The following is a 21,079-nucleotide window of genomic DNA, read 5'->3' on the forward strand; positions in this document are numbered from 1 at the left end:
ATGAACCCAACCCCGCCTCTTGAGCGGCGGCGCGGCACCTCTCGACCCCGCCTGCAGGCTGACTGCGGTGGGTTCGGCGGCAGGCTACAAGGCCTTCTCGAACACCTTGGAATTGCGCTGGAAGTTGTACAGCGAGGCGCGCGCCGTGGGCAGGCGGTCGACGCTGCTGGGCACGAAACCGCGCTCGCGGAACCAATGGGCGGTGCGGGTGGTGAGCACGAACAGGTGCTTCAGGCCCTGGGCGCGGGCACGGGCCTCGATGCGTTCGAGCAGTTCGTCGCCGCGACCGCCGTGGCGATAGTCGGGATTGACTGCCAGGCAGGCCAGCTCGCCGTAGTCCGAGTCGTCGAGCTGGTACAGGGCCGCGCAGGCGATGATCAGGCCGTCGCGCTCGACGATACTGAACTGCTCGATCTCGCGCTCAAGCACCTCGCGCGATCGGCGCACCAGAATGCCCTGCTCTTCCAGCGGGCTGATCAACTCGATCAGCCCGCCGACATCGCCGATATTCGCCTCACGCAATGACTCGAACTGCTCCTGGTCGACCAGGGTGCCGCCGCCATCGCGGGTAAACAGCTCGGTCAGCAGCGAGCCGTTCTCCACATAGCTGACCAGATGCGCGCGCTTGACCCCGGCGCGGCAGGCCTGAGCCGCGGCATCGAGCAGCTCGCCCTGGTAGCTGTTACCCAGGCGCGCCAGGTAGAGCGGTACCTGCTGCGGACGCAGTTCGCGCACCAGCCTGCCCTCTTCGTCGAGCAGACCACGCTCGGCACTGAACAGCAGCAGCTTGTCGGCGCCCAGGTCGATGGCTGCACGGGTGGCCACGTCTTCGCAGGCCAGGTTGAAGATTTCCCCGGTCGGCGAATAGCCCAGCGGCGACAGCAGCACGATGCTGCGCTCGTCAAGCAGACGGCCGATGCCCTTGCGATCGACCCGGCGCACTTCGCCGGTGTGGTGATAGTCGATGCCGTCGACCACGCCAATCGGCCGCGCGGTGACGAAGTTGCCGCTGGACACGCGCAGGCGCGCGCCCTGCATCGGCGAGGCGGCCATGTCCATCGACAGGCGCGCCTCGATGGCGATGCGCAACTGGCCGACCGCATCGATCACGCACTCCAGAGTCGCGCTGTCGGTGACGCGTAAATCACGGTGAAAGTGCGGGGTTATCCCGCGTGCGACCAGCCGCGCCTCGATCTGCGAGCGCGAGCCGTGCACCAGCACCAGGCGCACGCCGAGACTGTGCAACAGCACCAGATCGTGGACGATATTGCCGAAATTCGGGTGGGCAACGCCCTCGCCCGGCAGCATCACGACGAAGGTGCAGTCGCGGTGGGCATTGATATAGGGCGAAGCGTGGCGAAGCCAATTAACGTAGTCGTGCATTGCGCAGAGAACCTGTGAGTCGTGAAGATAACGCATGAACAAGGCGCGCGAGCGCCGGACGAGGCAGCCGGGAGCAGCAGGTTATCGTCGCAAGTAGGACAGCTTCACGCGTTCGCTCCTCCCATGGGTACAGGTCATGCCCGGATCATCCGACCGGGCTCAGGCAGTAGTGCTGAATCAGCTGACGTAACAGACGCACGGTCGGTTCGAGACGTGACATTTCCAGGTACTCACCCGGTTGATGGGCACAGTCGATATCGCCGGGGCCAAGCACCAGGGTCTCGCAACCAAGCTGCTGAAGATAAGGCGCTTCGGTAGCAAACGCCACCGAAGCCGCGCTGTGCCCGGTCAGGCGCTCGGCCAGGCGCACCAACTCGCTGTCGGCGACTTGCTCGAAGGGCGCCACGCTAGGAAACAGCGGGGCAAAGTCGATCTTGACCTGATGCCGCTCGGCCAGCGGTTGCAGCTTCTGCCGGATCGCCGCACGCAGCAGTTCCGGCTGCATGCCCGGCAGTGGGCGCAGGTCGAACTCCAGCGAGCACTGGCCGCAGATGCGATTGGGGTTGTCGCCACCGTGGATGCAGCCGAGATTCAGGGTTGGCTGCGGCACGCTGAACTGCGGGTTGTTGAATTCACGCTGCCACTGGCCGCGCAAGCCGCGCAGTTCGGCCAGTACATCCTGCATCGCCTCCAGCGCGCTGTGGCCGAGGCGCGGGTCGGAGGAATGGCCGCTCTGCCCGAGGATGTCGATGCGCTCCATCATGATGCCCTTGTGCAGCCGGATCGGCTTCAACCCGGTCGGCTCGCCGATCACCGCGGCGCGCCCCAACGGTCGGCCGGCAGCGGCCAGGGCGCGGGCGCCGGACATCGAGCTTTCTTCATCACAGGTGGCGAGGATCAGCAGTGGCTGCTGGAAGCGCTGGGTCAGCAAGGGCTGCACCGCGTCGATGACCAGGGCGAAGAAGCCCTTCATGTCGCAACTGCCGAGGCCAACCCAGCGGCCATCGACCTCGGTCAGCTTGAGCGGGTCGCTCTGCCACAAGGCCGCATCGAAGGGCACGGTATCGCTGTGCCCAGCCAGCACCAGGCCGCCAGGGCCACTGCCGAAGCTGGCCAGCAAGTTGAACTTACCCGGATTGATTTCCTGCACTTCGCAGGCGAAGCCGAGGTCGCCGAGCCAGCTCGAGAGCAACTCGATCACCGGCCGATTGGACTGATCCCAGTGCGCCTGGGTACAGCTCACCGAAGGCGCGGCGATCAGCGCGGCGAATTGCTCTTTGAAGGAAGGCAGGGGCATTGGCGGTCTCCGCGGGCGTTGCCACCATCATAGGGGCAACGCCGGTGCGGATGAAACCGCCGGGCACTATCTCGGCGGTTGGGAACATACCGCGCACCGGCGCCCGCGTTTTTCACAGCCTCAAAGGAAGATGCCGCGCAGGATATAGAAGAACACGATGGCCAGGGCTGCACCGACCGGTAGGGTGACCAGCCAGGACATGAAGATCTTGCCGATCACGCCCAGGTTCAGTGCGCCAATACCCCGCGCCAGGCCGACGCCCAGTACCGCACCGACCAGGGTGTGGGTGGTGGACACCGGCAAGCCGATGGCCGAGGCGCCGACCACGGTGGTGGCCGTCGCCAGTTCGGCGGCAAAGCCGCGGCTCGGGGTCAGTTCGGTGATCTGCTTGCCGATGGTGGCGATCACCTTGTAGCCATAGGTGGCCAGGCCGATGACGATACCGATGGCACCGAGCAGCAGGACCCAGGCCGGCAGCGCTGCCTTGGCACCTACGGCTTCACCGCCGGACTGGATCACGCCGACGATGGCCGCCAGCGGACCGACGGCGTTGGCCACGTCGTTGGAGCCGTGGGCAAAGGCCATGGAGCAGGCGGTGAAGATCATCAGTACGGCGAATACTTTCTCCACGCTGGCGTAGTGGAAGCCCTTGTCCGCCTCGACGTCGATCTTGATCCGGCTGAGCAGGACGATACCCAGCAGCATCACCAGCGCGCCTATCCCTAGGGCGATAACCAGGCCCTCGGCACCAGAGAGGTTCAGGCCGATATGCTTGAGGCCCTTGGTCACGGTAACCAGACTGACCATAAAACCGGTCAGAAACATATACAGCGGGACGAAGCGCTTGGCATTGAGGAAGGGCTCATCGGTATCGATGATCAGCTTCTGCACACTGACGAACAGTCCAAAAGCGACCGTGCCCGAGAGCACCGGCGAGATCACCCAGCTAGCGACAATCGGGCCAACACCGGCCCAGTTCACTGCGTCCATGGACACGCCGACCGCCGCGAAGCCGATCACCGCGCCAACGATCGAATGGGTGGTGGAAACCGGCCAGCCACGCATCGAAGCAATCAGCAGCCAGGTTCCTGCCGCCAGCAGCGCCGACATCATGCCCAGCACCATCAAATCCGGGGTGATCAACGTGGCATCGACGATGCCGCTCTTGATCGTTTCGGTCACCTGGCCGCCGGCCAGATAGGCGCCCGCGAACTCGAAGACCATGGCGACCAGGATCGCCTGTTTGATGGTCAGCGCCTGTGAGCCAACCGAGGTGCCCATGGCGTTGGCCACGTCGTTGGCACCCACGCCCCAGGCCATGAAAAAGCCGAAGAGACAGGCAAGGAGCAGAAGTACGAGGCCGTAGTCCGCAATCAAAGACATAAATAATTAATCCGTAGATTCCAGAAAGGACACTGGCGCTTAACGCGCCAGCAGTTGTTCCAGTCGGTTACCGACACGCTCGGCACGGTCGGCGACATCTCCGATCCACTCGAGGATCTGGTAGAGAAACATCACGTCAACCGGAGGAAGGTCCTTTTCCAGCTTGAACAGGGCACGACGAACTTCGATTTGCATGCGGTCGGTGTCCTGCTCGATCAATTCTAGCTCCTCGACCATGGATCCGACCAAGGCGGCTTCGCGCCCACCAAAACCGGTCTCCAGCAGCTCATCGAGCTCGTTCATGGCTTTCAGCGCCTGGGCACTGGCATCCACGGTACGCTGCACGAAGGCGCGCATCAGTGGCTGCATAGCCTGCGGAATGGCCATTTCACGGCCCAGCATCAGGCCGGCGATGTCCTTGGCGCGGTTGGCAACTTTGTCCTGTACACTCAGCAGCTCAAGCAGATCCGAGCGCGGCACTGGCAGAAACAGGCTCTTGGGCAGGTGCAGCCGTACGCTTTTCTTGAGTTTGTCGGCTTCGCCCTCCAGCCGCGCCATGTCCTGTTGCACCTGCTCTACCTTGGCCCAGTCCTCAGCCATCACGGCGTCGAAAAAAGGCACCAGGTGCGCTGCGCACTCATGGGCTTTGGCGAAGTGTTTCTGCATCGGCCCAATGGGCGAGCGACCGAACAGGCTGGCGAATGGATTGAGTGGCATAGGGTGAACCCCGGCTTTAATGAAGGCGGCAAGTATACGGATCACTCGAAAAGCTCGCCAGCACGCATCATCAGACAGTCACAATTTCACAGTAGGCGCTTAGCTCACCATCATGGTCAAAGAAACCGAAATCAAATTGCGGGTCAGCCGCGACACCTTGGCAGCACTGCGCGAGCACCCACTGCTGAAGAAGCGCAACAAGAGCGGCTGGGAACAGCGCGAGTTATTCAACCAGTATTTCGACACGCCCGCCCGTGATCTGGCCCAGGCCAAGGTCGCCTTGCGCATCCGCCGCGATGGCGATGCCTTTATCCAGACCCTGAAAAGCCGTGGTCAGAGCGTCGCGGGCCTGTCCGAACGCAACGAATTCGACTGGAATCTGGATCAGGCCGAACTGGACCTGAGCAAGCTCGATGACAGCTGCTGGCCGGCGGCCCTGGCCGACCTGGACAAGAGCCTGCTGCAACCGATCTTCAGCACCGATTTCGTCCGCCAGCGTGCCGACATCGCCTGGGGCCGCGGCAAGGCCAAGGTGGTCATCGAAGCCGCCCTGGATCTCGGCCAAGTTATCGCCGGCGAGCATGCCGAGGAAATCTGTGAGCTGGAACTGGAGCTGCGCCAGGGCGAACCTGAAGCCTTGTTGGAGCTGGCCGCCGAACTCGCCGCCGATCTGCCACTGATGCCTTGCGACATCAGCAAGGCCGAACGCGGCTACCGCCTGTTCGATGCCAACAGTTACAGCCTCAGCCTGCCAGCCCCCGAGCTGAGCAGCGAAATGAGCCTGGATGATAGCTTTGCCGCGATTGCCTGGCACCTGCTCGGCAGCAGCCAGCGGCTGGCCGAGCAATACCGCTTCAATGGCCACTGGCGCCTGTTGGTCGACTGGCTGGAACAACTGGTCGGCCTGCGCGCGCTGATCGGCAGCCTCGGCCAGGCTGCACCGCGCAGCAGCAGCAGCGAACTACGCCAGACCCTCGACGCCCTGCTCCACGACTGGCGCCCACGGGTCCAGGCCGGTCAACTCGACGATGCCGTACGCCGGGCCGCGCCGGCGCAGTTCGCCGTAGAACTGCAGGGCACGCGCTGGGGCCAGTTCTCCCTGATCAGTTCGCGCTGGCTGCTGGCCAAGGGCTGGACGACCGCACGCAACAACCGCGGCAATCGCCAGGGCGCCGCACCGCTGGGCAACTGGCTGCCAACCTTGCTGGCCGAGGAAGGCCATGACTTGCAGCTGAACCGCTACCAGAAACAACCGGAAGACCTGGCCGAACAACTGCCGCGTATCGAGCGCCTGCTGGCCTGGCTGCGCATGGCCCGCGGCGTATTGGAAGTGCCGGAAGTCGACCGCCTGTATGGCGAGCTGAGCAAACTGAGCGAACAGGCCAACCGCAGCATCGACCCCGAGTCGTTGGCCGCACGGCAAGCCCAGGCCCATATTGTGGCCTCGCTGAAAGCCTGGAGAATGCTGGTGAAGTAAGCTGCAAGCTGCAAGCTGCAAGCTGCAAGCTGCAAGCTGCAAGCTGCAAGCTGCAAGCTGCAAGCTGCAAGCAAGTCAGTGTGGCGTTTATGCATTGGTACGCAATAGTTCTCAACTTGCTGCTTTAAGCTTGCCGCTTGCCGCTTGCCGCTACTACCGCAGGGAGTCCCATGTCTGCCATCACCTCGCCCACCGCCGACCGTACCCTCGACCTCGGCGATCTGCTACGCGAACTGGTCGCCCAGGGCCGGGTCGACCAGGACAGCGCCGAGCAGTGCCTGGCGATCCGCCGCAGCGCGGTGAACAACCAGCAGCACCCGCTGGAATTTCTCGCCGCGCAGCAGGTCGACGACCTCAGTCGTCCGGGCCATAAACTCGACCTGGAAAGCCTCACCGTCTGGCTGGCGAAATTCGTCGGCCAACCCTACATGCGCATCGACCCGCTGAAGATCGATGTCGCCGCTATTACCCCGTTGATGTCCTACGCCTTCGCCCAACGGCACAAGATCCTCGCCGTAGCGGTGGCCCCCGATGCGGTGACCATCGCCAGCGCGCAACCGCTGATGCACAGCTGGGAAGCCAACCTGACCCACGTGCTCAAACGCCCGATCAAGCGGGTGGTGGCCAACCCGGCGGATATCCAGCGCTTGACCGTGGAGCTCTATCGCCTGGCCAAGTCGGTCAGTGGCGCCAGCGCCGGCGACAGTAAGATCAGCGGCGTCGGCAACTTCGAGCAACTGCTCAACCTCGGCGCCCAGGACCAGGAGCCGGACGCCAACGACGCGCATATCGTCAACATCGTCGACTGGCTGTTCCAGTACGCCTTCCAGCAACGCGCCAGCGATATCCACATCGAGCCGCGCCGCGAGCAGGGCAGCGTGCGCTTTCGCATCGACGGCGTGCTGCACACCGTCTACCAGTTCCCGCCGCAGGTGACCATGGCAGTGGTCAGTCGCCTGAAGAGCCTGGGCCGGATGAACGTCGCGGAAAAACGCAAACCCCAGGACGGCCGGGTCAAGACCAAGACCCCGGACGGCGGCGAAGTCGAGCTGCGCCTGTCGACCCTGCCCACCGCCTTCGGCGAAAAACTGGTGATGCGCATTTTCGATCCGGAAGTGCTGCTGAAAAGCTTCGACCAGCTGGGCTTCTCGCCGGACGACATGAAGCGCTGGGCCGACATGACCCGCCAGCCCAACGGCATCATTCTGGTCACCGGGCCAACCGGCTCGGGCAAGACCACCACCCTCTACACCACGCTCAAGCAGCTGGCGACGGCGGAGGTCAACGTCTGCACCATCGAAGACCCGATCGAGATGATCGAAGGCGCCTTCAACCAGATGCAGGTGCAGCACAACATCGACCTGAGCTTCGCCAGCGGCGTGCGCGCGCTGATGCGCCAGGACCCGGACATCATCATGATCGGTGAGATCCGCGACCTGGAAACCGCCGAGATGGCGATTCAGGCCGCACTCACCGGGCACCTGGTGCTCTCGACTCTGCACACCAACGACGCGCCCAGCGCCATCACCCGCCTGCTCGAACTGGGCGTGCCGCATTACCTGCTCAAGGCCACGCTGCTCGGGGTCATGGCCCAGCGCCTGGTGCGCACCCTGTGCCCGCATTGCAAGGCGCCACACGAGCTCAGCGACGATGACTGGCAGAGCCTGACAAAACCCTGGAACGCCCCTCTGCCGACTGGTGCGCACAGGGCCGTGGGTTGCCTGGAGTGTCGTGATACCGGCTACCGTGGCCGCGCTGGGGTCTACGAGATCATGCAGCTCAACGATGGCATCAAAGCGCTGATCAGCGCCGACACCGATCTCACTGCCCTGCGCCGCCAGGCGTTCAAGGAGGGCATGCGCAGCCTCCGGCTGTCGGGCGCGCAAAAAATCGCTGCGGGGCTGACCACCATCGAGGAAGTGCTGCGGGTCACGCCGCAGAGCGAACAGCGCTGAGAGACAGGCAAAATGCCCGTGTTCTTCTAGCGGCCTGCCTGACTTGAGCGCCCGTAGCGAGGGGACGTTCGTGGTCAGACATGTCGGCTTGAGGCAGTTATTACGCTATGTTGAGGCGGGAGGCCGCCGCGCGAACAGTCGCACTATGTAACGAACAAGAGCGCCGAAAATGATCAGGTCCGGCTTTTCCGCAGTAGGACAGGGTTAAGTCCGACAGGCTGTTAGACTAGCGAAAAAAATGATCGAGTCCTCCATGAGCGCGAACCCGCCCCGCCGGCACTGGCCCATCTGGTGCGTCTGGCTATTGCTGTGCCTGTCACCGCATGCCCTGGCCTGGGTCGACGTCGGTGAGCAGACGCAACCCCTCGGTCTGCACCTCAGCCTGTTCGACACCGATGAGCCGAGCAGCCTGGCGGCCGCCATCGAGGCTCGCGAGGCAGGCGAGTTCCGCCCCTCGCAGCAGCTGGTGCCACGCTTCGGCATCGGCACCCCGCCACACTGGATCTACCTGCCGCTGCACAACCCCACGGCACAGCCGCTCAAACGTACCCTGCAACTGGGCAAAGCCTGGATTGACCAAGTGGACGTCTACCTGCTCGGCGATGGCCACCTCCTGCAGCAACTGCATGCCGGTGATGGACAGCTGCAACGCCTACAGGCCACTCCTGGCATGGGTTATCTGCTGGAATTGCAGCTGCCGCCGGGGCACTCCGAGCTCTATGTGCAGGTCGCCACTGCCGACCCTCTGCTCCTGCCTGTGCGCCTGCTTAGCGATAGCGCCCTGCTGCAGGCGCGCGCTGCCAGCCAGTACAGCTACGGAGCCCTGTATGGATTCCTGCTGGCGCTGCTGGCCTACAATCTGATGCTTTATGCGGGCCTCAAGGATCGCAACAATCTCAATTATTCGATCTACCTCGGCGCCTTTATTCTGCTCAACCTGTCCTACACCGGCCATGCCGGCGCCTGGCTCTGGCCGGATTCGCTGTTCCTCAAACGCTATGCCAACCCATTCTTGATGACTGCAGCAGCCTGGCTCGGCCTGCACTTTGCCCGCCATTTTCTCGCCCTGGACGCCCATACACCCCGTCTTGCGCGCGCGGTCAAGCACGGCGCCTCTGCCGCGATGCTGGCGCTGGTGCTATGCGCCAGCCTGGATTGGCATGCCCAGGCCCTCTGGGTGGCCTTTTTCAGCGTGCTGGTCTACAGCCTGCTGATGGTGCTACTGGGTTTGGTCAGCCTGCGCCGCGGCCAGGTGGCGGCGCGCTATTTTCTCGCCGCCACCGTGTTCGGTATGCTCGGTACCGCCCTGACCGACCTCAGCGTGTGGGGCATGATCCCCTTCACCACCCTGACCTACCGCGCGGTGGAACTCGGTATTCTGCTGGAGGCCACCTTGCTGGCACTGGCCCTGGCCTATCAGATGCGCCAGCACCAGCGGGCACGCCGCGAGGCGGAAACCCTTGCCCGCATCGAACCACTGACCGGCCTTCTCAACCGCCGGGCCTTCCTCGAACAGGGTAATAGCCTGTGGGGCCAGGCCATGCGCCATGGCCAGCCACTGGCGCTGATCATGCTCGACCTCGATCACTTCAAGGCCATCAATGACCAGCATGGCCATGACATGGGCGATCACTACCTGATCAGCACTGCCCGCCTGATTAGCGAGCAATGCCGCGCGGGCGATCTGCTGGCCCGCTGGGGCGGCGAGGAATTTCTGCTGCTGCTGCCACACACCCGCCTGGAGGAGGCGCTGCTGCTGGCCGAGCACCTGCGGCAGGCGATCGCTGCCCTGACGCCCGGCCCAGTAGCCCTAAGCGCCAGCTTAGGCGTGGCGGCGCGCCAGCAGCAGATGCACTTGGAGCAATTGATCAATGCCGCAGACGAGCGCCTCTACCAGGCCAAGCAGAACGGCCGCAACCGCATCTGCGGGCCACAACCCGAGTGTTGCTGAGCGCTGCGCACCGTCACCGCAGGCTGGCGAACTGGGCAGACTTGCAGTTGAGGTAGGCCGAGCCCTGCAGCCAGTCTTGATCTGGATACCAGGCAAAGATGAACTGGCCACCCTTGAGCTGATCGACCACCATCCGCGCCACCTCCGGACGTACCGCCGGGCAACCGAGACTGCGACCGATCCGCCCCTGACTGCGCGCCAGACGCGGGTCGACATAGCTGGCGGCGTGGATGACGATGGCGCGCTCGCGGGCCCGGTCGTTCACCCCCGGCTCGAGGCCGTCCATGCGCAACGAGTAGCCGTGCTTGCCGCTGTAGCTCTCCGCCGCGCGGAACAAGCCCAGGCTGGATTGATGACTGTCCTGCGTGTTGGAAAAGCGCGTAGCCAGATTCTCGCCAGACATCCGCCCGTGGGCAACCAGGTCGTTCAACAGCAGCCGTTGACGCTTTAAATCGAAGATCCACAACCGCCGCGCCGTGGACGGCTGCGCATAGTCGATCACCGCCAGGCGCTGCGCCGGCTCAGCACCATGGCTGACCGCACATTGCATGGCTGCCAGCGCATGCTCAAGCGCCTGGCGATCGAGCCCGGGCGCGACGCGCGTCAGGCTGTCGAGCAGGGGTCGTGGCGCGGATTCCGCCGCCAGCCAGGGCGATGCCAGCAGACAAAGGCCAATCAGGTTGAGGCCGAGCCGGCGGAGTGATGTGATCATGGGCAGGAAGCTCCTGTGTACACTGCGGGCAATGTTTGGCGACCGCCGCGACCGCCTGTTTTTTTCTAAACACCCCGGGCATGACACGCACCGACTGCGACAACCCATTCGACGGCGCAACAGCTCGTTGCAAAATGGCGCGGGCGACGGCAAGGCAAGGCGGTTCGACGCGTCTCAGCAACGCTGAAACGCCTAGCGCCGTATTTTTTCAACGGCTTGGCAGAGTCATCACGGAACTGGCGATCATGGACTTCAGCGCGCGATTGTACAAAAAAACCGCACATTACCTGACCGCCGGCTGTCTGCTGGCGATCACGGCCCAGGCCTACGGCGCCGATGACGACGCTAGCCAGGCGATCCGCCAGAGCTTCGCGGCGCAGCCCAGTGCCTGCGCCTCGACGCTGGCGGCCGCCGAGCTGCAGAGCGCCAGTTTGCTCCACGAATTCTATGCCCAAGAGGCATTCCTGCCACTCTGGCAAGAGCCTAGCCGACGCGTGGCGCTGCTGCATGAACTGGAGCGACTGGACGATGACGGCCTCAACCCGAACGAGTATCTACTCGACAGCCTGCGCACCGCGCTGCCGAAGGATATTCAGCAACGCGCCTGCGCCGACCTGCTGATCAGCCACCGCTACCTGCAAGCCCTGCAACACCTGTCACGCGGGCGCGTGGCGCAGGAACCGATCGAACCTTTCTGGCGCGCCCCCGACAGCGTCAGCCCGACACCACGCCCCAGCCTGCTCAGCATGGCCGGGCAAGGCATCGACGACCTGCCGGCGGCCTTCGCCACGGCGCGCCCGATCCTGCGCCAGTACCAGCAACTGCGCCGCGCCTATGCCGAGCGGCGGCGCCTGCCGCTCGCCGAGTGGACGCCGATTCCCGGCGGTCGCCTGCTGCGCCCGGACATGCGCGATGCGCGTGTCCCCCTTCTGCTCGCCCGTCTGGCCGCAGAAGGTTATATAGACGAACGACCCGCAGTCGCCAGCGACCACTATGACCCTGCCCTGGTGACCGCCACGCAGCGCTTCCAGACTCGCCACGGCCTGCAGGCCGACGGCATGATCGGCCCGGACAGCCTGACCGCCCTCAACACCAGCGCGGCCGCACGCCTCGAGCAACTGCGGGTCAACCTCGAGCGCTGGCGCTGGCTGGCCGGCGATATCGAGGCACAAACCTTGCTGGTTAACATCGCCGGCGGCCAACTCAGCTATTACCGCGACCATCAACTGCTGTGGCAGGGGCGCGCCCAGGTCGGTCGGCCGGAACGCCAGACGCCACAGCTAAAATCGCTGGTCAGCCGTCTGACCCTAAACCCCACCTGGACCGTGCCGCCCACCATCATGCGCGAGGACAAACTGCCGGCGATCCGCCGCGACCTTGGCTACCTGGCCCTGCACCAGCTGCGCGTGCTCGACCGCGATGGCAACCCGCTCGACCCGACCAAGGTTGATTGGCAGCGCCCTGGGGCGATCATCCTGCGCCAGGATGCCGGTCCGAAAAATCCCCTGGGGCAACTGGTCATCCGCTTCGCTAACCCGTTCTCCGTGTACCTGCACGACACCCCTAGCCAGCACCTTTTCAGCAAATCGCCGCGCGCCTTCAGTTCTGGCTGCGTGCGCATCGAAGGCATCGTCGAGCTGCTCGACACCCTGCTGCCAGCCGATGACTGCGCCGAGATCGCACGCCTGCTGGCCAGCGGCAACACCAAGGAATTTCCACTGCGCGAGCGCCTGCCGATCGTCCTGGCCTACTGGACCGCCGAAGTCGATGCCGACGGCGAGCTGATCTTGCGCAACGACCTCTACGCCCGGGATCAAAGCGTGCTCGCCGCCCTGCAGCGCAACACATACTGATTCACACGCCTGCCTTGGCTCGGGGCAAAAACGCCGCTAATTGGCTTACAATCGGCCGCTACCCTACAAGCACCCCGCAAGGAAATACGCCTCATGGAAATCGGCAGCGTGATCTTTCTCTTCGTCGGCCTGGCCTTCGCCGTGGTCCTTATGGGCTTCAAAGTGGTGCCCCAGGGCTCTCAGTGGACGGTCGAGCGCTTTGGCCGCTACACCAACACCCTGACCCCGGGCCTGAACATCATCGTGCCGGTAATGGACCGCATCGGCCACAAGCTCAGCGTCATGGAAACCGTGCTGGATATTCCCCCGCAGGAAGTGATCACCTACGACAACGCCACAGTGCAGATCGATGCGGTGTGCTTCTTCCAGGTGATCAACGCCGCTCAGGCCGCCTACGAGGTGAACAACCTCATCCATGCCATCCGCAACCTGCTGCAAACCAATATCCGTACCGTACTCGGCTCCATGGAGCTGGACGCGATGCTCAGCCAGCGCGATGCGATCAACGAGAAACTGTTGCGCACCGTGGATGAGGCGACCGCGCCTTGGGGCATCAAGATCACCCGCATCGAAATCAAGGACATCAGCCCGCCGGCCGACCTGATGGCCGCCATGTCCGGGCAGATGAAGGCCGAACGGATCAAGCGTGCGCAGATCCTCGAAGCCGAAGGCCTGCGCGCCGCCGCCATTCTCACCGCCGAAGGCAAGAAGCAGGCGCAGATCCTCGAGGCCGAGGGTGAACGGGCAGCGGCCTTCCTCGAAGCCGAAGCCCGTGAGCGTGCCGCCGGCGCCGAAGCCGAAGCCACCCGGGTGGTCTCGGTCGCCATCGCGGATGGTAACGTGCAGGCGATCAATTATTTCGTCGCGCAGAAATACATCGATGCCCTCGGCAAGTTGGCCAGCGCCAACAACAGCAAGGTCATCCTTATGCCGCTGGAAGCCAGCCAGGTGATCGGCGCGGTCAGCGGAATCGGTGAAATCGTCAAAGCCACCTTCGGTGACAACAAGCAGGGTTAAGCGATGTGGGATTACTTGCAGCACCTGTCGTATTGGAACTGGCTGGCCATCGGCACCCTGCTGCTGATCCTCGAGGTGTTCGGCACGGGCGGTTACCTGCTGTGGATCGGCATCGCCGCCGCCAGCGTCGGCGTCCTCACCTACCTGTTCCCGGCGCTGCCCTGGGCCGTGCAGTTCATCCTGTTCGGCGCGCTGTCGGTGCTCACCGCGGTGTACTGGTGGCGCCGCCAACGCACCGCAGCCAAACCCTCCGATCAGCCGGGGCTGAACCGCCGCGGCAGTGAACTGATGGGCCGCCAGTTCGTTCTCTATGAAGCGATCAATGCTGGCCACGGCAAGATCAAGGCCGGCGACACCCTGTGGCTGGTCAGCGGGCCGGATTTGCCGGCCGGCAGCCAGGTCAAGGTGATCGGCCAGGACGGCGTGCTGCTGAAAGTCGAAGCCAGCGGGTGAACGCCCTGCACCTCGCGCCGCCAGCGGCGGCGTGAGGTGGACCAGCTCCTGACCCAACTCCGTCACCACGGCTGCCAGCGGCTCGCCCTGGAAACCGCTCAGCCGCGCCACGGCTTTACCCAGACCAGCCACCTGACGCTGACCGGTCTGCAGCAGCACTACCTGCAAACCGGCGGCAGCGACTAGCGCCCCTGCTTTCATCCAGATTACTCAGCGCGGTTATTTCGGCAGACGTCTGGAACCACCGGCGGCAACCAGGACTCAGATATATAGAGCCATCTCCCGGAGTCACCCGTATGAGCCGCTTTGGTCCGTTACTCTTTGCCAGTCTCTTCGCCTTCGCTGCGCCGTCATTCGCGGAAAGCATGGTGCGCGACATCCTCTCGTCCGGCGCGACCACCGCCTCGACCTACCTGACCTTCAAGGACAAGAAGCTGATCGTGCCTGCGCGTGACGATGCCAGCAGCTATGTCGCCAGCGCCGGGGAAATTCGTGGGCCTTACCTGGAAGCGGCGCTCAACCAGTTGCGCGCCGAGCATCCCGACCTGCAGGCCAGCGACATGGAATTGGCCAGCGCGATCCTCGCCGCAGAACAGTAGCCGCAGGCCAGCAAAAAATACCGCGCCCGACTGACAAACCCTGAAGGTTTGCCAGTCGCGGCGGGTCAGGCCTCGCCCAGTTCACGGATGCTCTCGCGCAGGTACTCGAAGTCGGACTCAGACAGCCCGACATACTCCAGCACCAGCTGTTCGATACTCTGCCACTCATGATCCTCGGCCTGATTGCCCAGCACCCGGTGGCTTTCACAGATGTGTTCGGCCATCTTCAGAATCGCCAACAGGGTCTTCAGCTGGGCATCGCGGCCCGAGTCGTCGCTGAAGATCGCCAAGGCGTCATGGTGGCTGGCGATCGCCTCGCACAGGTGCTGCGGCAGGTTCCATGACTTGGCAGTGAAATAGCCGACCACCGCATGGTTGGTACTGAGCAGGCGATTCTCGGTATCGACCACCCGCAACTCGGTACTGGCGCTGTAATAGGCCTCTTCCAGCACCGTCATGAAACTGGCGAAGCGCTTGACCATCAGCGCAATCCCGCAGTTATGGAACAACCCGAGGGCGTAGGCCTCATCCGGCGACTGGTAGCCGATACGCTTGGCCAGGGTCAGGCAGGTCATGGCCACGTCCTGGGCGCTGTCCCAGAATCGGCTGAGGGTGACGATCGCTTCGTCGCTGAGCTCGCCCTTGATCGACTGTGCATTGATCAGGTTGATCACCGTGTCGCAACCGAGCAGATTGACCGCCTGCTGGATCGAGGCGATGCGGTTGCTCAGGCCGAAGAACGGCGAGTTGACGATCTTCAATAACGCCCCGGACAACCCCGGATCCTGGCTGATCAACCTGGCAATGGCCTTCAGGTCGGGGTTGGGCATGACCTGCTCCATCTGCAGGTCGACCATGATCTGTGGCTGCGGCGGCACGCTGATGCCTTGCAGGGCTTTGTGCAGCTGTTCGGCGGAGAGGGCGTAGGCCATGGCTAGTCAACAATAGTGGCAGAGGGCCAGAGTGTAGCCGGATCACCCCCCGCCCGAGCAAGCCGGAAACATTCATCGGCGCGAAGGAAGCCCGTCCGAGCTGCGCCTGCGCTTGGCGAACCAGCTATAATCGCGCTCTTTTTCTGGAGAACACCCCATGTCCCTGCCCAGCCTGCGGCTTAAAGCCAACGCCGATCGACGCCTGCGGGCTGGTCATCTATGGGTGTACAGCAACGAAATCGATGTCGCCGCCACCCCGCTGCACGGCTTTGCCGCAGGCGATCAGGCGATCCTCGAAGCCGCCGGCGGCAAGCCGCTGGGCGTGGTTGCCATGAGCCCGAACAACCTGATCTGCGCTCGCCTGCTGTCGCGCGACGTCAAGCACGTACTGGACAAATCCCTGTTGGTACACCGCATCAAGGTCGCCCTGTCCTTGCGCGAGCGCCTGTTCGACCAGCCTTGCTACCGCCTGGTATTTGGCGACTCCGACCTGCTTCCGGGCTTGGTGGTGGATCGCTTCTTCGACATCCTGGTGGTGCAACTGGCCTCCGCCACCATGGAACGGCACAAGGATGAGGTGCTCGCCGCGTTGATCCAGGTGATCAAGCCGAGCGGCATCCTGCTCAAGAACGACTCCGCCGCCCGTGACGCCGAAGGTCTCGAGCGTTATGTCGACACCGTTTTCGGTGTGGTGCCGGAATGGGTGGCGCTGGAAGAGAATGGGGTGAAGTTCGAAGCGCCGGTGATCGAGGGGCAGAAGACCGGCTGGTTCTTCGACCACCGCATGAACCGCGCGCGCTTGGCGCCCTACGTCAAAGGCAAGCGCGTGCTCGACCTGTTCAGCTACATCGGCGGCTGGGGCGTGCAAGCGGCGGCCTTCGGCGCCACTGAAGTGATGTGCGTGGACGCCTCGGCCTTCGCCCTCGATGGGGTGGAGCGCAACGCAGCCCTCAACGGCCTGTCCGAACAAGTTGCCTGCATCGAAGGCGACGTGTTCGCCGCCCTCAAGGAACTGAAAAACGCCGAAGAGCGCTTCGACGTGGTGATCGCCGATCCACCTGCCTTCATCAAGCGCAAGAAGGATCTGAAGAACGGCGAAGCCGCCTACCGCCGCCTCAACGAAGCGGCCATGCGCCTGCTCAACAAGGACGGCATCCTGGTCAGCGCCTCCTGCTCCATGCACCTGCCGGAAGACGACCTGCAGAACATCCTGCTGACCAGCGCCCGTCACCTCGACCGCAATATCCAACTGCTCGAACGTGGCGGCCAGGGCCCCGATCATCCGGTGCACCCGGCCATCGCCGAGACTCGCTATATCAAGAGCCTGACCTGCCGCTTGCTGCCCAACAGCTAACAGACCGCTGAAAAACTACTGCGCTCGGCTATACGGCGTTGCATTCAGCCCACAAAAGCGCCGTGTTGAACGCGCTTCAGCGCGGCCCCTAAGGGGTGAGCCAAGCGAAGCAAATGCTCATGTACGGCTCGTACGCTGCGCGGCTTCGGCCGATTGACTCGCTACGCTCACCCTGCGGGCCAGCCTTCGGCGGCTACTCCCGCTGGCCATTGCGCCTTGTGACCCACATGGCTGTGGGAAATGCCGCTACCCGTAGGGAACGGGCGCGGCCCTAGCCATCGCTCGCGACATTTATCAACGGCCTGCGCAACGGCAGGAGCAAGCAGCTTCAGTGCAGGATCTGCGTCAAAAAAGCCTGCGCCCGTGGGCTTTTCGGCGCATTGAAGAAGGTTTCGGGCGGGCTGTCCTCGACGATCCGTCCGCCATCGAGGAACAGCACCCGCTGCGCCACCTGACGGGCGAAGCCCATCTCGTGGGTGACGCAGAGCATGGTCATGCCGCTGTCGGCCAGCTTGACCATGACATCCAGTACCTCGTTGACCATCTCCGGGTCGAGCGCCGAGGTCGGCTCATCGAACAGCATGATGCGCGGCTGCATGCACAGCGCCCGGGCGATGGCCACCCGCTGCTGCTGACCACCCGATAGCTGACTGGGGTATTTGTCCGCCTGATTTTCGATACCCACTTTGGCCAGGTAGCGCCGCGCCCGCTCCTCGGCGGCCTTGCGGCTCAGGCCGTGCACACTGATCGGCGCCAAGCTGCAGTTGTCCAGCACGCTCATGTGCGGGAACAGGTTGAAGTGCTGAAAGACCATGCCAATCTCCCGGCGCACCTTGGCCGCCTGCGCCGTGCCCTGTGACAGATCGCTGCCCTCGACCAGAATCCGCCCCTGTTCGGCGATTTCCAGCCGATTGATGCAGCGGATCAAGGTCGATTTGCCCGAGCCCGAGGGCCCGCAGAGCACGATACGTTCGCCCGACTGCACGCTGAGGTCGATATCGTGCAACGCCTGAAAAGGGCCGTACCACTTGCTCACGCCCTGGATCTCAACGGCTGGCCGACTGCGGGGCGCAGCCTGGTCCAAGCCGGGGGTTGGCGCCAGTGCGTGGCTCTGACTGCGAGTCGAAAGCATGCGAGTTCTCTCCTATTGCGGCCCGTTGGGCACCGGCCTCCCGAGCGGAAGGTCGGCGCTCGACTGGCGCTTATTGTTGTGTGGTTCGAGGCTAAGGGAAACGTGCGGCGCTGTAGGGCGCAGGATCGGTAAAGGGCTGTTCGCCGGTCATCATCTCGGCCAGCAAACGGCCACTGACCGGCCCCAGAGTCAGCCCGTGGTGGGCGTGGCCGAAGTTGAACCAGAGCCCTGGATGCCGCGGTGCAGGCCCGATGACCGGCAGCATGTCCGGCAGGCAGGGGCGCTTGCCCAGCCAGGGTTGCGGGTCGAGCCGCTCGCCCAGGGGAAACACCTGGCGGGCCAGCGCCTCGGCGCGGCGCAACTGAATCTCGTTGACCGGTGCATCGGCGGCGGCGAACTCGATGCCGGTGGTCAGGCGAATGCCCTCAGCCATAGGCGCCAGCACGTAGCCGCCCAGGGAGTCGCAAAGCGAATGAGTGAGCTCGTGGTCGGCCGCGTAGTGCATGTGATAACCGCGCTTGACCGCCAGGGGGATCCGATACCCCAAGGGATTCAACAGCTCGTTGGACTCCGGCCCCAGGGCGACTACCACCTCCTGCGCGTGCAGCAGACCTTGTGCGGTCTGCAGCTGCCAGCCGGCCTCGTCATTGCGTAGCGAGCGCGCGTCGCCCTTGAGCACCCGCCCGCCGCGTAGGCTGAACAGGGCCGCGTAGCCTTTGGTCAGGTTGCCCGGATCGGTGACCGTCTTCGGGTCCAGCCAGTGCACGCCGCCGCACACGGCCGCCGACAGATTGGTTTCGCGGGCATGCAACTGCGCGGCATCCAGCAGCTCGAAATGCAGGCCATAGGCGGTCATGGCCTGCGCCTCCTGCTGGGCGCGGCGCAAGGCACGTGGGCAGCGGAATATCTCGATCCAGCCATCGGCGCGAATCAGGTGCTGCAGGCCGGCCTGCTCGACCAGCGCGTCGTGTTCCAGCACGCAGCGCTCGATCAACGGCCGCATGGCGTGGGTCGCCGCGGCCAGCGGCTTCGGCGCCGAGTGCCGCCAGAAACTCAGCAACCAGGACGCCGCCTTGGGTAAATGACTGAGGCTGTAACGCACATCCGGCTCACGGTTCAGCCCATAGCGCAGCACGCGCAGAAACTCGCGGGGAAAGGCGTAGGGCACCACGCTGGACCGCTCGATCAAGCCGGCATTGCCGAAACTGGTGCCCTCGCCAGGGTCCTTGAGGTCAACCAGGGTTACCTCGCGGCCGCGCGCCTGCAGGTGTAGCGCCGTACAGACGCCGACGATACCGGCGCCCAAAACGATAGTGTCGCAGCTCATGCAAAAGTCCTTGGGTCGCGCCCGCTTGCCGGGCCGCGACTGTTAGCGAAAGTGGCCAGGTTCAGGTATCGAGATGCCGGCCCAGTCGAGCCTCGACACGCCGCAGCAGCCGGCGGATGCACTCGACAATCAGCAGGTACAACGCCGCCGCCCAGAGGTAGAGCTGGAAGTCGAAGGTGCGCGAGAAAGCCAGCTTGGTGATGCCCATCAGGTCATAGACGGTGACCAGGGAGGCGATCGCACTGGCCTTGACCATCAGGATCAGCTCATTGCCGAGGGGGCCGATGGCAATCAGCATCGACTGCGGCAGAATCACCTTGAAGAAGGTGGTACGCCGGCTCAGCCCCAACGCCGCGGCGGCTTCGCGCTGACCGCGGGCGACGGCCTGGAGACTGCCGCGGAAGATTTCTGCCTGGTAGGCCGCAGTATTCAAGGTGAACGCCAGCAGCGCGCAATACCAGGCGTCACGGAAGAACCACCACAATCCCAGGTCCTGCCAGAACTCGCGAAAGGAGCCCAGGCCGTAATAGAGCAGGAACAACTGCGCCAACAGCGGCGAGCCGCGGAAAAAATAGATGTAGGCCCCAGTCACCCCACGCAGCACCGAGTTGCGTGACAGGCGCCCAAGCGCCAGTAGCAGGCCGAGCAGCAGGCCCAGGCTGAAGGAGATCGCCACCAACTTGGCGGTCACCAGCAAACCGTCGAGCATGCGTAGGCCATAGCGCTCGAACAGCTGCGGGTCGAAGAACAGATGCAGCAATTCCGTGGCACTCATGACTGCGCGCTCCTGTGCCCGAGGCTGCTACGTTTCTCGGCGAAGCTGAACACCCGACCGGACAGCGCCGAGAAGAACAGGTACAGCAGGCAGGCCGCGAAGTAGAACAACATCGGCTCCTTGGTGGCACTCACCGCGAGATTGGTCTGGCGCATCAGGTCGACCAACGAGATGGTCGAGACCAGCGAGGTGTCCTTGAGCAGGGTCAGCCAGTTGTTCGACAACCCCGGCAGGGAGACCCGCACCAGCTGCGGCAGTATTACCTTGCGGAAGGTCTGCCAGCGCGACAGGCCCAGCACGCTCGCCGCCTCATACTGGCCCTTGCCCACGGTCTTGAAGGCGGCGAGCCAGACCTGGCTGGAAAACGCGGCGAACACCAGACCGAAGGCGATCACCGCGGCGAAGAAGGCATTGATGGTGACTTCGCTGCTGTAGCCCCAATAGGCCAGCAGCTTCTGCAGCCCAATCTGGCAGCCGTAATAAACGATCAGCAGGGTGAGCAACTCCGGCAGGCCGCGGAACACCGTGGCGAACACGGTGGACAGGGCGCGCGGCAAGCGCTTCTTCGAGCGTGCCGCCACCGCCACCGCCAGGCCCAGCGGCAGCCCCAGCAGCAGGCAGCACAGCGCCAGGGAAATAGTCACCAGGGCGCCGGCCAGCAGGACCAGGCCCCAGCCACCGTCGCCGAACAAGAGTAGAGAAAAGGGTTCCGGGATCATCGTGACCTCTGAATGTCCTGTGCCAGATAACCCACACCGAGTC

The 21,079-nt window shown here is 64.0% G+C and carries 19 protein-coding genes; 9 read left to right on the forward strand and 10 right to left on the reverse strand.

Annotated elements, in window-relative coordinates; genetic code table 11:
• Window positions 1–84 precede the first annotated feature (84 nt).
• From argA to B2D37_RS16255, 4 genes are all read right to left on the reverse strand, one after another.
• Window positions 85–1,383 (reverse strand): amino-acid N-acetyltransferase, encoded by a 1,299-nt coding sequence (gene argA / locus B2D37_RS16240; RefSeq protein WP_079203660.1) that lies wholly within the window; start codon window positions 1,381–1,383, stop codon window positions 85–87.
• A gap of 145 nt (window positions 1,384–1,528) precedes the next feature.
• Window positions 1,529–2,680 carry an acetylornithine deacetylase gene (gene argE / locus B2D37_RS16245; protein ID WP_079203661.1) on the reverse strand — a complete coding sequence of 384 codons (1,152 nt, stop codon included), beginning with the start codon at window positions 2,678–2,680 and terminating at the stop codon, window positions 1,529–1,531.
• Window positions 2,681–2,800: 120 nt separating this feature from the next.
• Window positions 2,801–4,063 carry an inorganic phosphate transporter gene (locus B2D37_RS16250; RefSeq protein WP_079203662.1) on the reverse strand — a complete coding sequence of 421 codons (1,263 nt, stop codon included), beginning with the start codon at window positions 4,061–4,063 and terminating at the stop codon, window positions 2,801–2,803.
• A gap of 39 nt (window positions 4,064–4,102) precedes the next feature.
• Entirely contained in the window at window positions 4,103–4,780 is a 678-nt protein-coding gene (locus tag B2D37_RS16255) for a TIGR00153 family protein (RefSeq protein WP_079203663.1), read from the reverse strand.
• A gap of 112 nt (window positions 4,781–4,892) precedes the next feature.
• On the opposite strand from B2D37_RS16255, the gene B2D37_RS16260 reads away from it, so the two are divergent.
• The 3 genes from B2D37_RS16260 (at window position 4,893) to B2D37_RS16270 (ending at window position 10,163) form a co-directional block, all read left to right on the forward strand.
• The gene (locus B2D37_RS16260) at window positions 4,893–6,257 is read left to right on the forward strand and encodes an inorganic triphosphatase (RefSeq protein WP_079203664.1); all 1,365 of its coding nucleotides are present in this window, start codon (window positions 4,893–4,895) and stop codon (window positions 6,255–6,257) included.
• A gap of 170 nt (window positions 6,258–6,427) precedes the next feature.
• The gene (locus B2D37_RS16265) at window positions 6,428–8,212 is read left to right on the forward strand and encodes a GspE/PulE family protein (RefSeq protein WP_079203665.1); all 1,785 of its coding nucleotides are present in this window, start codon (window positions 6,428–6,430) and stop codon (window positions 8,210–8,212) included.
• A gap of 253 nt (window positions 8,213–8,465) precedes the next feature.
• Window positions 8,466–10,163 carry a diguanylate cyclase gene (locus B2D37_RS16270; RefSeq protein WP_177345238.1) on the forward strand — a complete coding sequence of 566 codons (1,698 nt, stop codon included), beginning with the start codon at window positions 8,466–8,468 and terminating at the stop codon, window positions 10,161–10,163.
• Between the two features lie 13 nt (window positions 10,164–10,176).
• Here the strand turns inward: B2D37_RS16270 and B2D37_RS16275 are convergent, their stop codons facing one another.
• Window positions 10,177–10,875: a murein L,D-transpeptidase catalytic domain family protein gene (locus B2D37_RS16275; RefSeq protein WP_079203667.1), complete on the reverse strand. Its 699-nt coding sequence runs from the start codon at window positions 10,873–10,875 to the stop codon at window positions 10,177–10,179.
• A gap of 245 nt (window positions 10,876–11,120) precedes the next feature.
• Here B2D37_RS16275 and B2D37_RS16280 point away from each other — a divergent pair, with 245 nt between their 5' ends.
• From B2D37_RS16280 to B2D37_RS16295, 5 genes are all read left to right on the forward strand, one after another.
• Window positions 11,121–12,728: a murein L,D-transpeptidase gene (locus B2D37_RS16280; protein WP_079203668.1), complete on the forward strand. Its 1,608-nt coding sequence runs from the start codon at window positions 11,121–11,123 to the stop codon at window positions 12,726–12,728.
• A gap of 93 nt (window positions 12,729–12,821) precedes the next feature.
• Window positions 12,822–13,745 (forward strand): SPFH domain-containing protein, encoded by a 924-nt coding sequence (locus B2D37_RS16285; protein WP_079203669.1) that lies wholly within the window; start codon window positions 12,822–12,824, stop codon window positions 13,743–13,745.
• Between the two features lie 3 nt (window positions 13,746–13,748).
• A complete protein-coding gene (locus tag B2D37_RS16290; protein ID WP_079203670.1) occupies window positions 13,749–14,198 on the forward strand; it encodes an NfeD family protein in 450 nt (149 codons plus the stop codon).
• Window positions 14,199–14,234: 36 nt separating this feature from the next.
• Window positions 14,235–14,384, forward strand: a complete 150-nt coding sequence (locus tag B2D37_RS23195; RefSeq protein ID WP_154067108.1) for a hypothetical protein — start codon at window positions 14,235–14,237, stop codon at window positions 14,382–14,384.
• A 110-nt stretch (window positions 14,385–14,494) separates the two neighbouring features.
• Complete coding sequence (locus B2D37_RS16295) at window positions 14,495–14,797, forward strand: DUF2388 domain-containing protein (protein WP_079203671.1); 303 nt, start codon at window positions 14,495–14,497, stop codon at window positions 14,795–14,797.
• A gap of 65 nt (window positions 14,798–14,862) precedes the next feature.
• Here B2D37_RS16295 and B2D37_RS16300 read toward each other — a convergent pair whose 3' ends face one another.
• Window positions 14,863–15,675: an HDOD domain-containing protein gene (locus B2D37_RS16300; RefSeq protein WP_177345291.1), complete on the reverse strand. Its 813-nt coding sequence runs from the start codon at window positions 15,673–15,675 to the stop codon at window positions 14,863–14,865.
• Between the two features lie 211 nt (window positions 15,676–15,886).
• On the opposite strand from B2D37_RS16300, the gene B2D37_RS16305 reads away from it, so the two are divergent.
• Window positions 15,887–17,083, forward strand: coding sequence for a class I SAM-dependent rRNA methyltransferase (locus tag B2D37_RS16305; RefSeq protein WP_079203673.1), 1,197 nt, complete (start codon window positions 15,887–15,889; stop codon window positions 17,081–17,083).
• Window positions 17,084–17,411: 328 nt separating this feature from the next.
• Here the strand turns inward: B2D37_RS16305 and B2D37_RS16310 are convergent, their stop codons facing one another.
• The 4 genes from B2D37_RS16310 to B2D37_RS16325 form a co-directional block, all read right to left on the reverse strand.
• Entirely contained in the window at window positions 17,412–18,215 is an 804-nt protein-coding gene (locus tag B2D37_RS16310; protein WP_079203674.1) for an amino acid ABC transporter ATP-binding protein, read from the reverse strand.
• 91 nt (window positions 18,216–18,306) lie between these two features.
• Window positions 18,307–19,542, reverse strand: a complete 1,236-nt coding sequence (locus tag B2D37_RS16315; RefSeq protein ID WP_079203675.1) for an FAD-binding oxidoreductase — start codon at window positions 19,540–19,542, stop codon at window positions 18,307–18,309.
• 61 nt (window positions 19,543–19,603) lie between these two features.
• Window positions 19,604–20,317 (reverse strand): ABC transporter permease, encoded by a 714-nt coding sequence (locus tag B2D37_RS16320; protein WP_079203676.1) that lies wholly within the window; start codon window positions 20,315–20,317, stop codon window positions 19,604–19,606.
• On the reverse strand, window positions 20,314–21,036 hold the full coding sequence (locus B2D37_RS16325) for an ABC transporter permease (protein WP_371915404.1): 723 nt from the start codon (window positions 21,034–21,036) through the stop codon (window positions 20,314–20,316). Before B2D37_RS16325 ends, B2D37_RS16320 begins: the two co-directional genes overlap by 4 nt.
• Window positions 21,037–21,079: the final 43 nt, after the last annotated feature.

The sequence above is a fragment of the Pseudomonas sp. CC6-YY-74 genome, assembly GCF_002025205.1.
GTDB classification, from domain to species: Bacteria; Pseudomonadota; Gammaproteobacteria; order Pseudomonadales; family Pseudomonadaceae; genus Aquipseudomonas; species Aquipseudomonas paeninsulae.

Coding starts and splice junctions, on each gene's coding strand:
- argA (WP_079203660.1), bottom strand. CDS start 1,383: ATGCACGACTACGTTAATTGGCTTCGCCACGCTTCGCCCTATATCAAT.
- B2D37_RS16295 (WP_079203671.1), top strand. CDS start 14,495: ATGAGCCGCTTTGGTCCGTTACTCTTTGCCAGTCTCTTCGCCTTCGCT.
- B2D37_RS16310 (WP_079203674.1), bottom strand. CDS start 18,215: ATGCTTTCGACTCGCAGTCAGAGCCACGCACTGGCGCCAACCCCCGGC.
- B2D37_RS16260 (WP_079203664.1), top strand. CDS start 4,893: ATGGTCAAAGAAACCGAAATCAAATTGCGGGTCAGCCGCGACACCTTG.
- B2D37_RS16275 (WP_079203667.1), bottom strand. CDS start 10,875: ATGATCACATCACTCCGCCGGCTCGGCCTCAACCTGATTGGCCTTTGT.
- B2D37_RS16290 (WP_079203670.1), top strand. CDS start 13,749: ATGTGGGATTACTTGCAGCACCTGTCGTATTGGAACTGGCTGGCCATC.
- B2D37_RS16305 (WP_079203673.1), top strand. CDS start 15,887: ATGTCCCTGCCCAGCCTGCGGCTTAAAGCCAACGCCGATCGACGCCTG.
- B2D37_RS16270 (WP_177345238.1), top strand. CDS start 8,466: ATGAGCGCGAACCCGCCCCGCCGGCACTGGCCCATCTGGTGCGTCTGG.
- B2D37_RS16255 (WP_079203663.1), bottom strand. CDS start 4,780: ATGCCACTCAATCCATTCGCCAGCCTGTTCGGTCGCTCGCCCATTGGG.
- B2D37_RS16320 (WP_079203676.1), bottom strand. CDS start 20,317: ATGAGTGCCACGGAATTGCTGCATCTGTTCTTCGACCCGCAGCTGTTC.
- argE (WP_079203661.1), bottom strand. CDS start 2,680: ATGCCCCTGCCTTCCTTCAAAGAGCAATTCGCCGCGCTGATCGCCGCG.
- B2D37_RS16280 (WP_079203668.1), top strand. CDS start 11,121: ATGGACTTCAGCGCGCGATTGTACAAAAAAACCGCACATTACCTGACC.
- B2D37_RS16285 (WP_079203669.1), top strand. CDS start 12,822: ATGGAAATCGGCAGCGTGATCTTTCTCTTCGTCGGCCTGGCCTTCGCC.
- B2D37_RS16265 (WP_079203665.1), top strand. CDS start 6,428: ATGTCTGCCATCACCTCGCCCACCGCCGACCGTACCCTCGACCTCGGC.
- B2D37_RS16315 (WP_079203675.1), bottom strand. CDS start 19,542: ATGAGCTGCGACACTATCGTTTTGGGCGCCGGTATCGTCGGCGTCTGT.
- B2D37_RS16325 (WP_371915404.1), bottom strand. CDS start 21,036: ATGATCCCGGAACCCTTTTCTCTACTCTTGTTCGGCGACGGTGGCTGG.
- B2D37_RS16250 (WP_079203662.1), bottom strand. CDS start 4,063: ATGTCTTTGATTGCGGACTACGGCCTCGTACTTCTGCTCCTTGCCTGT.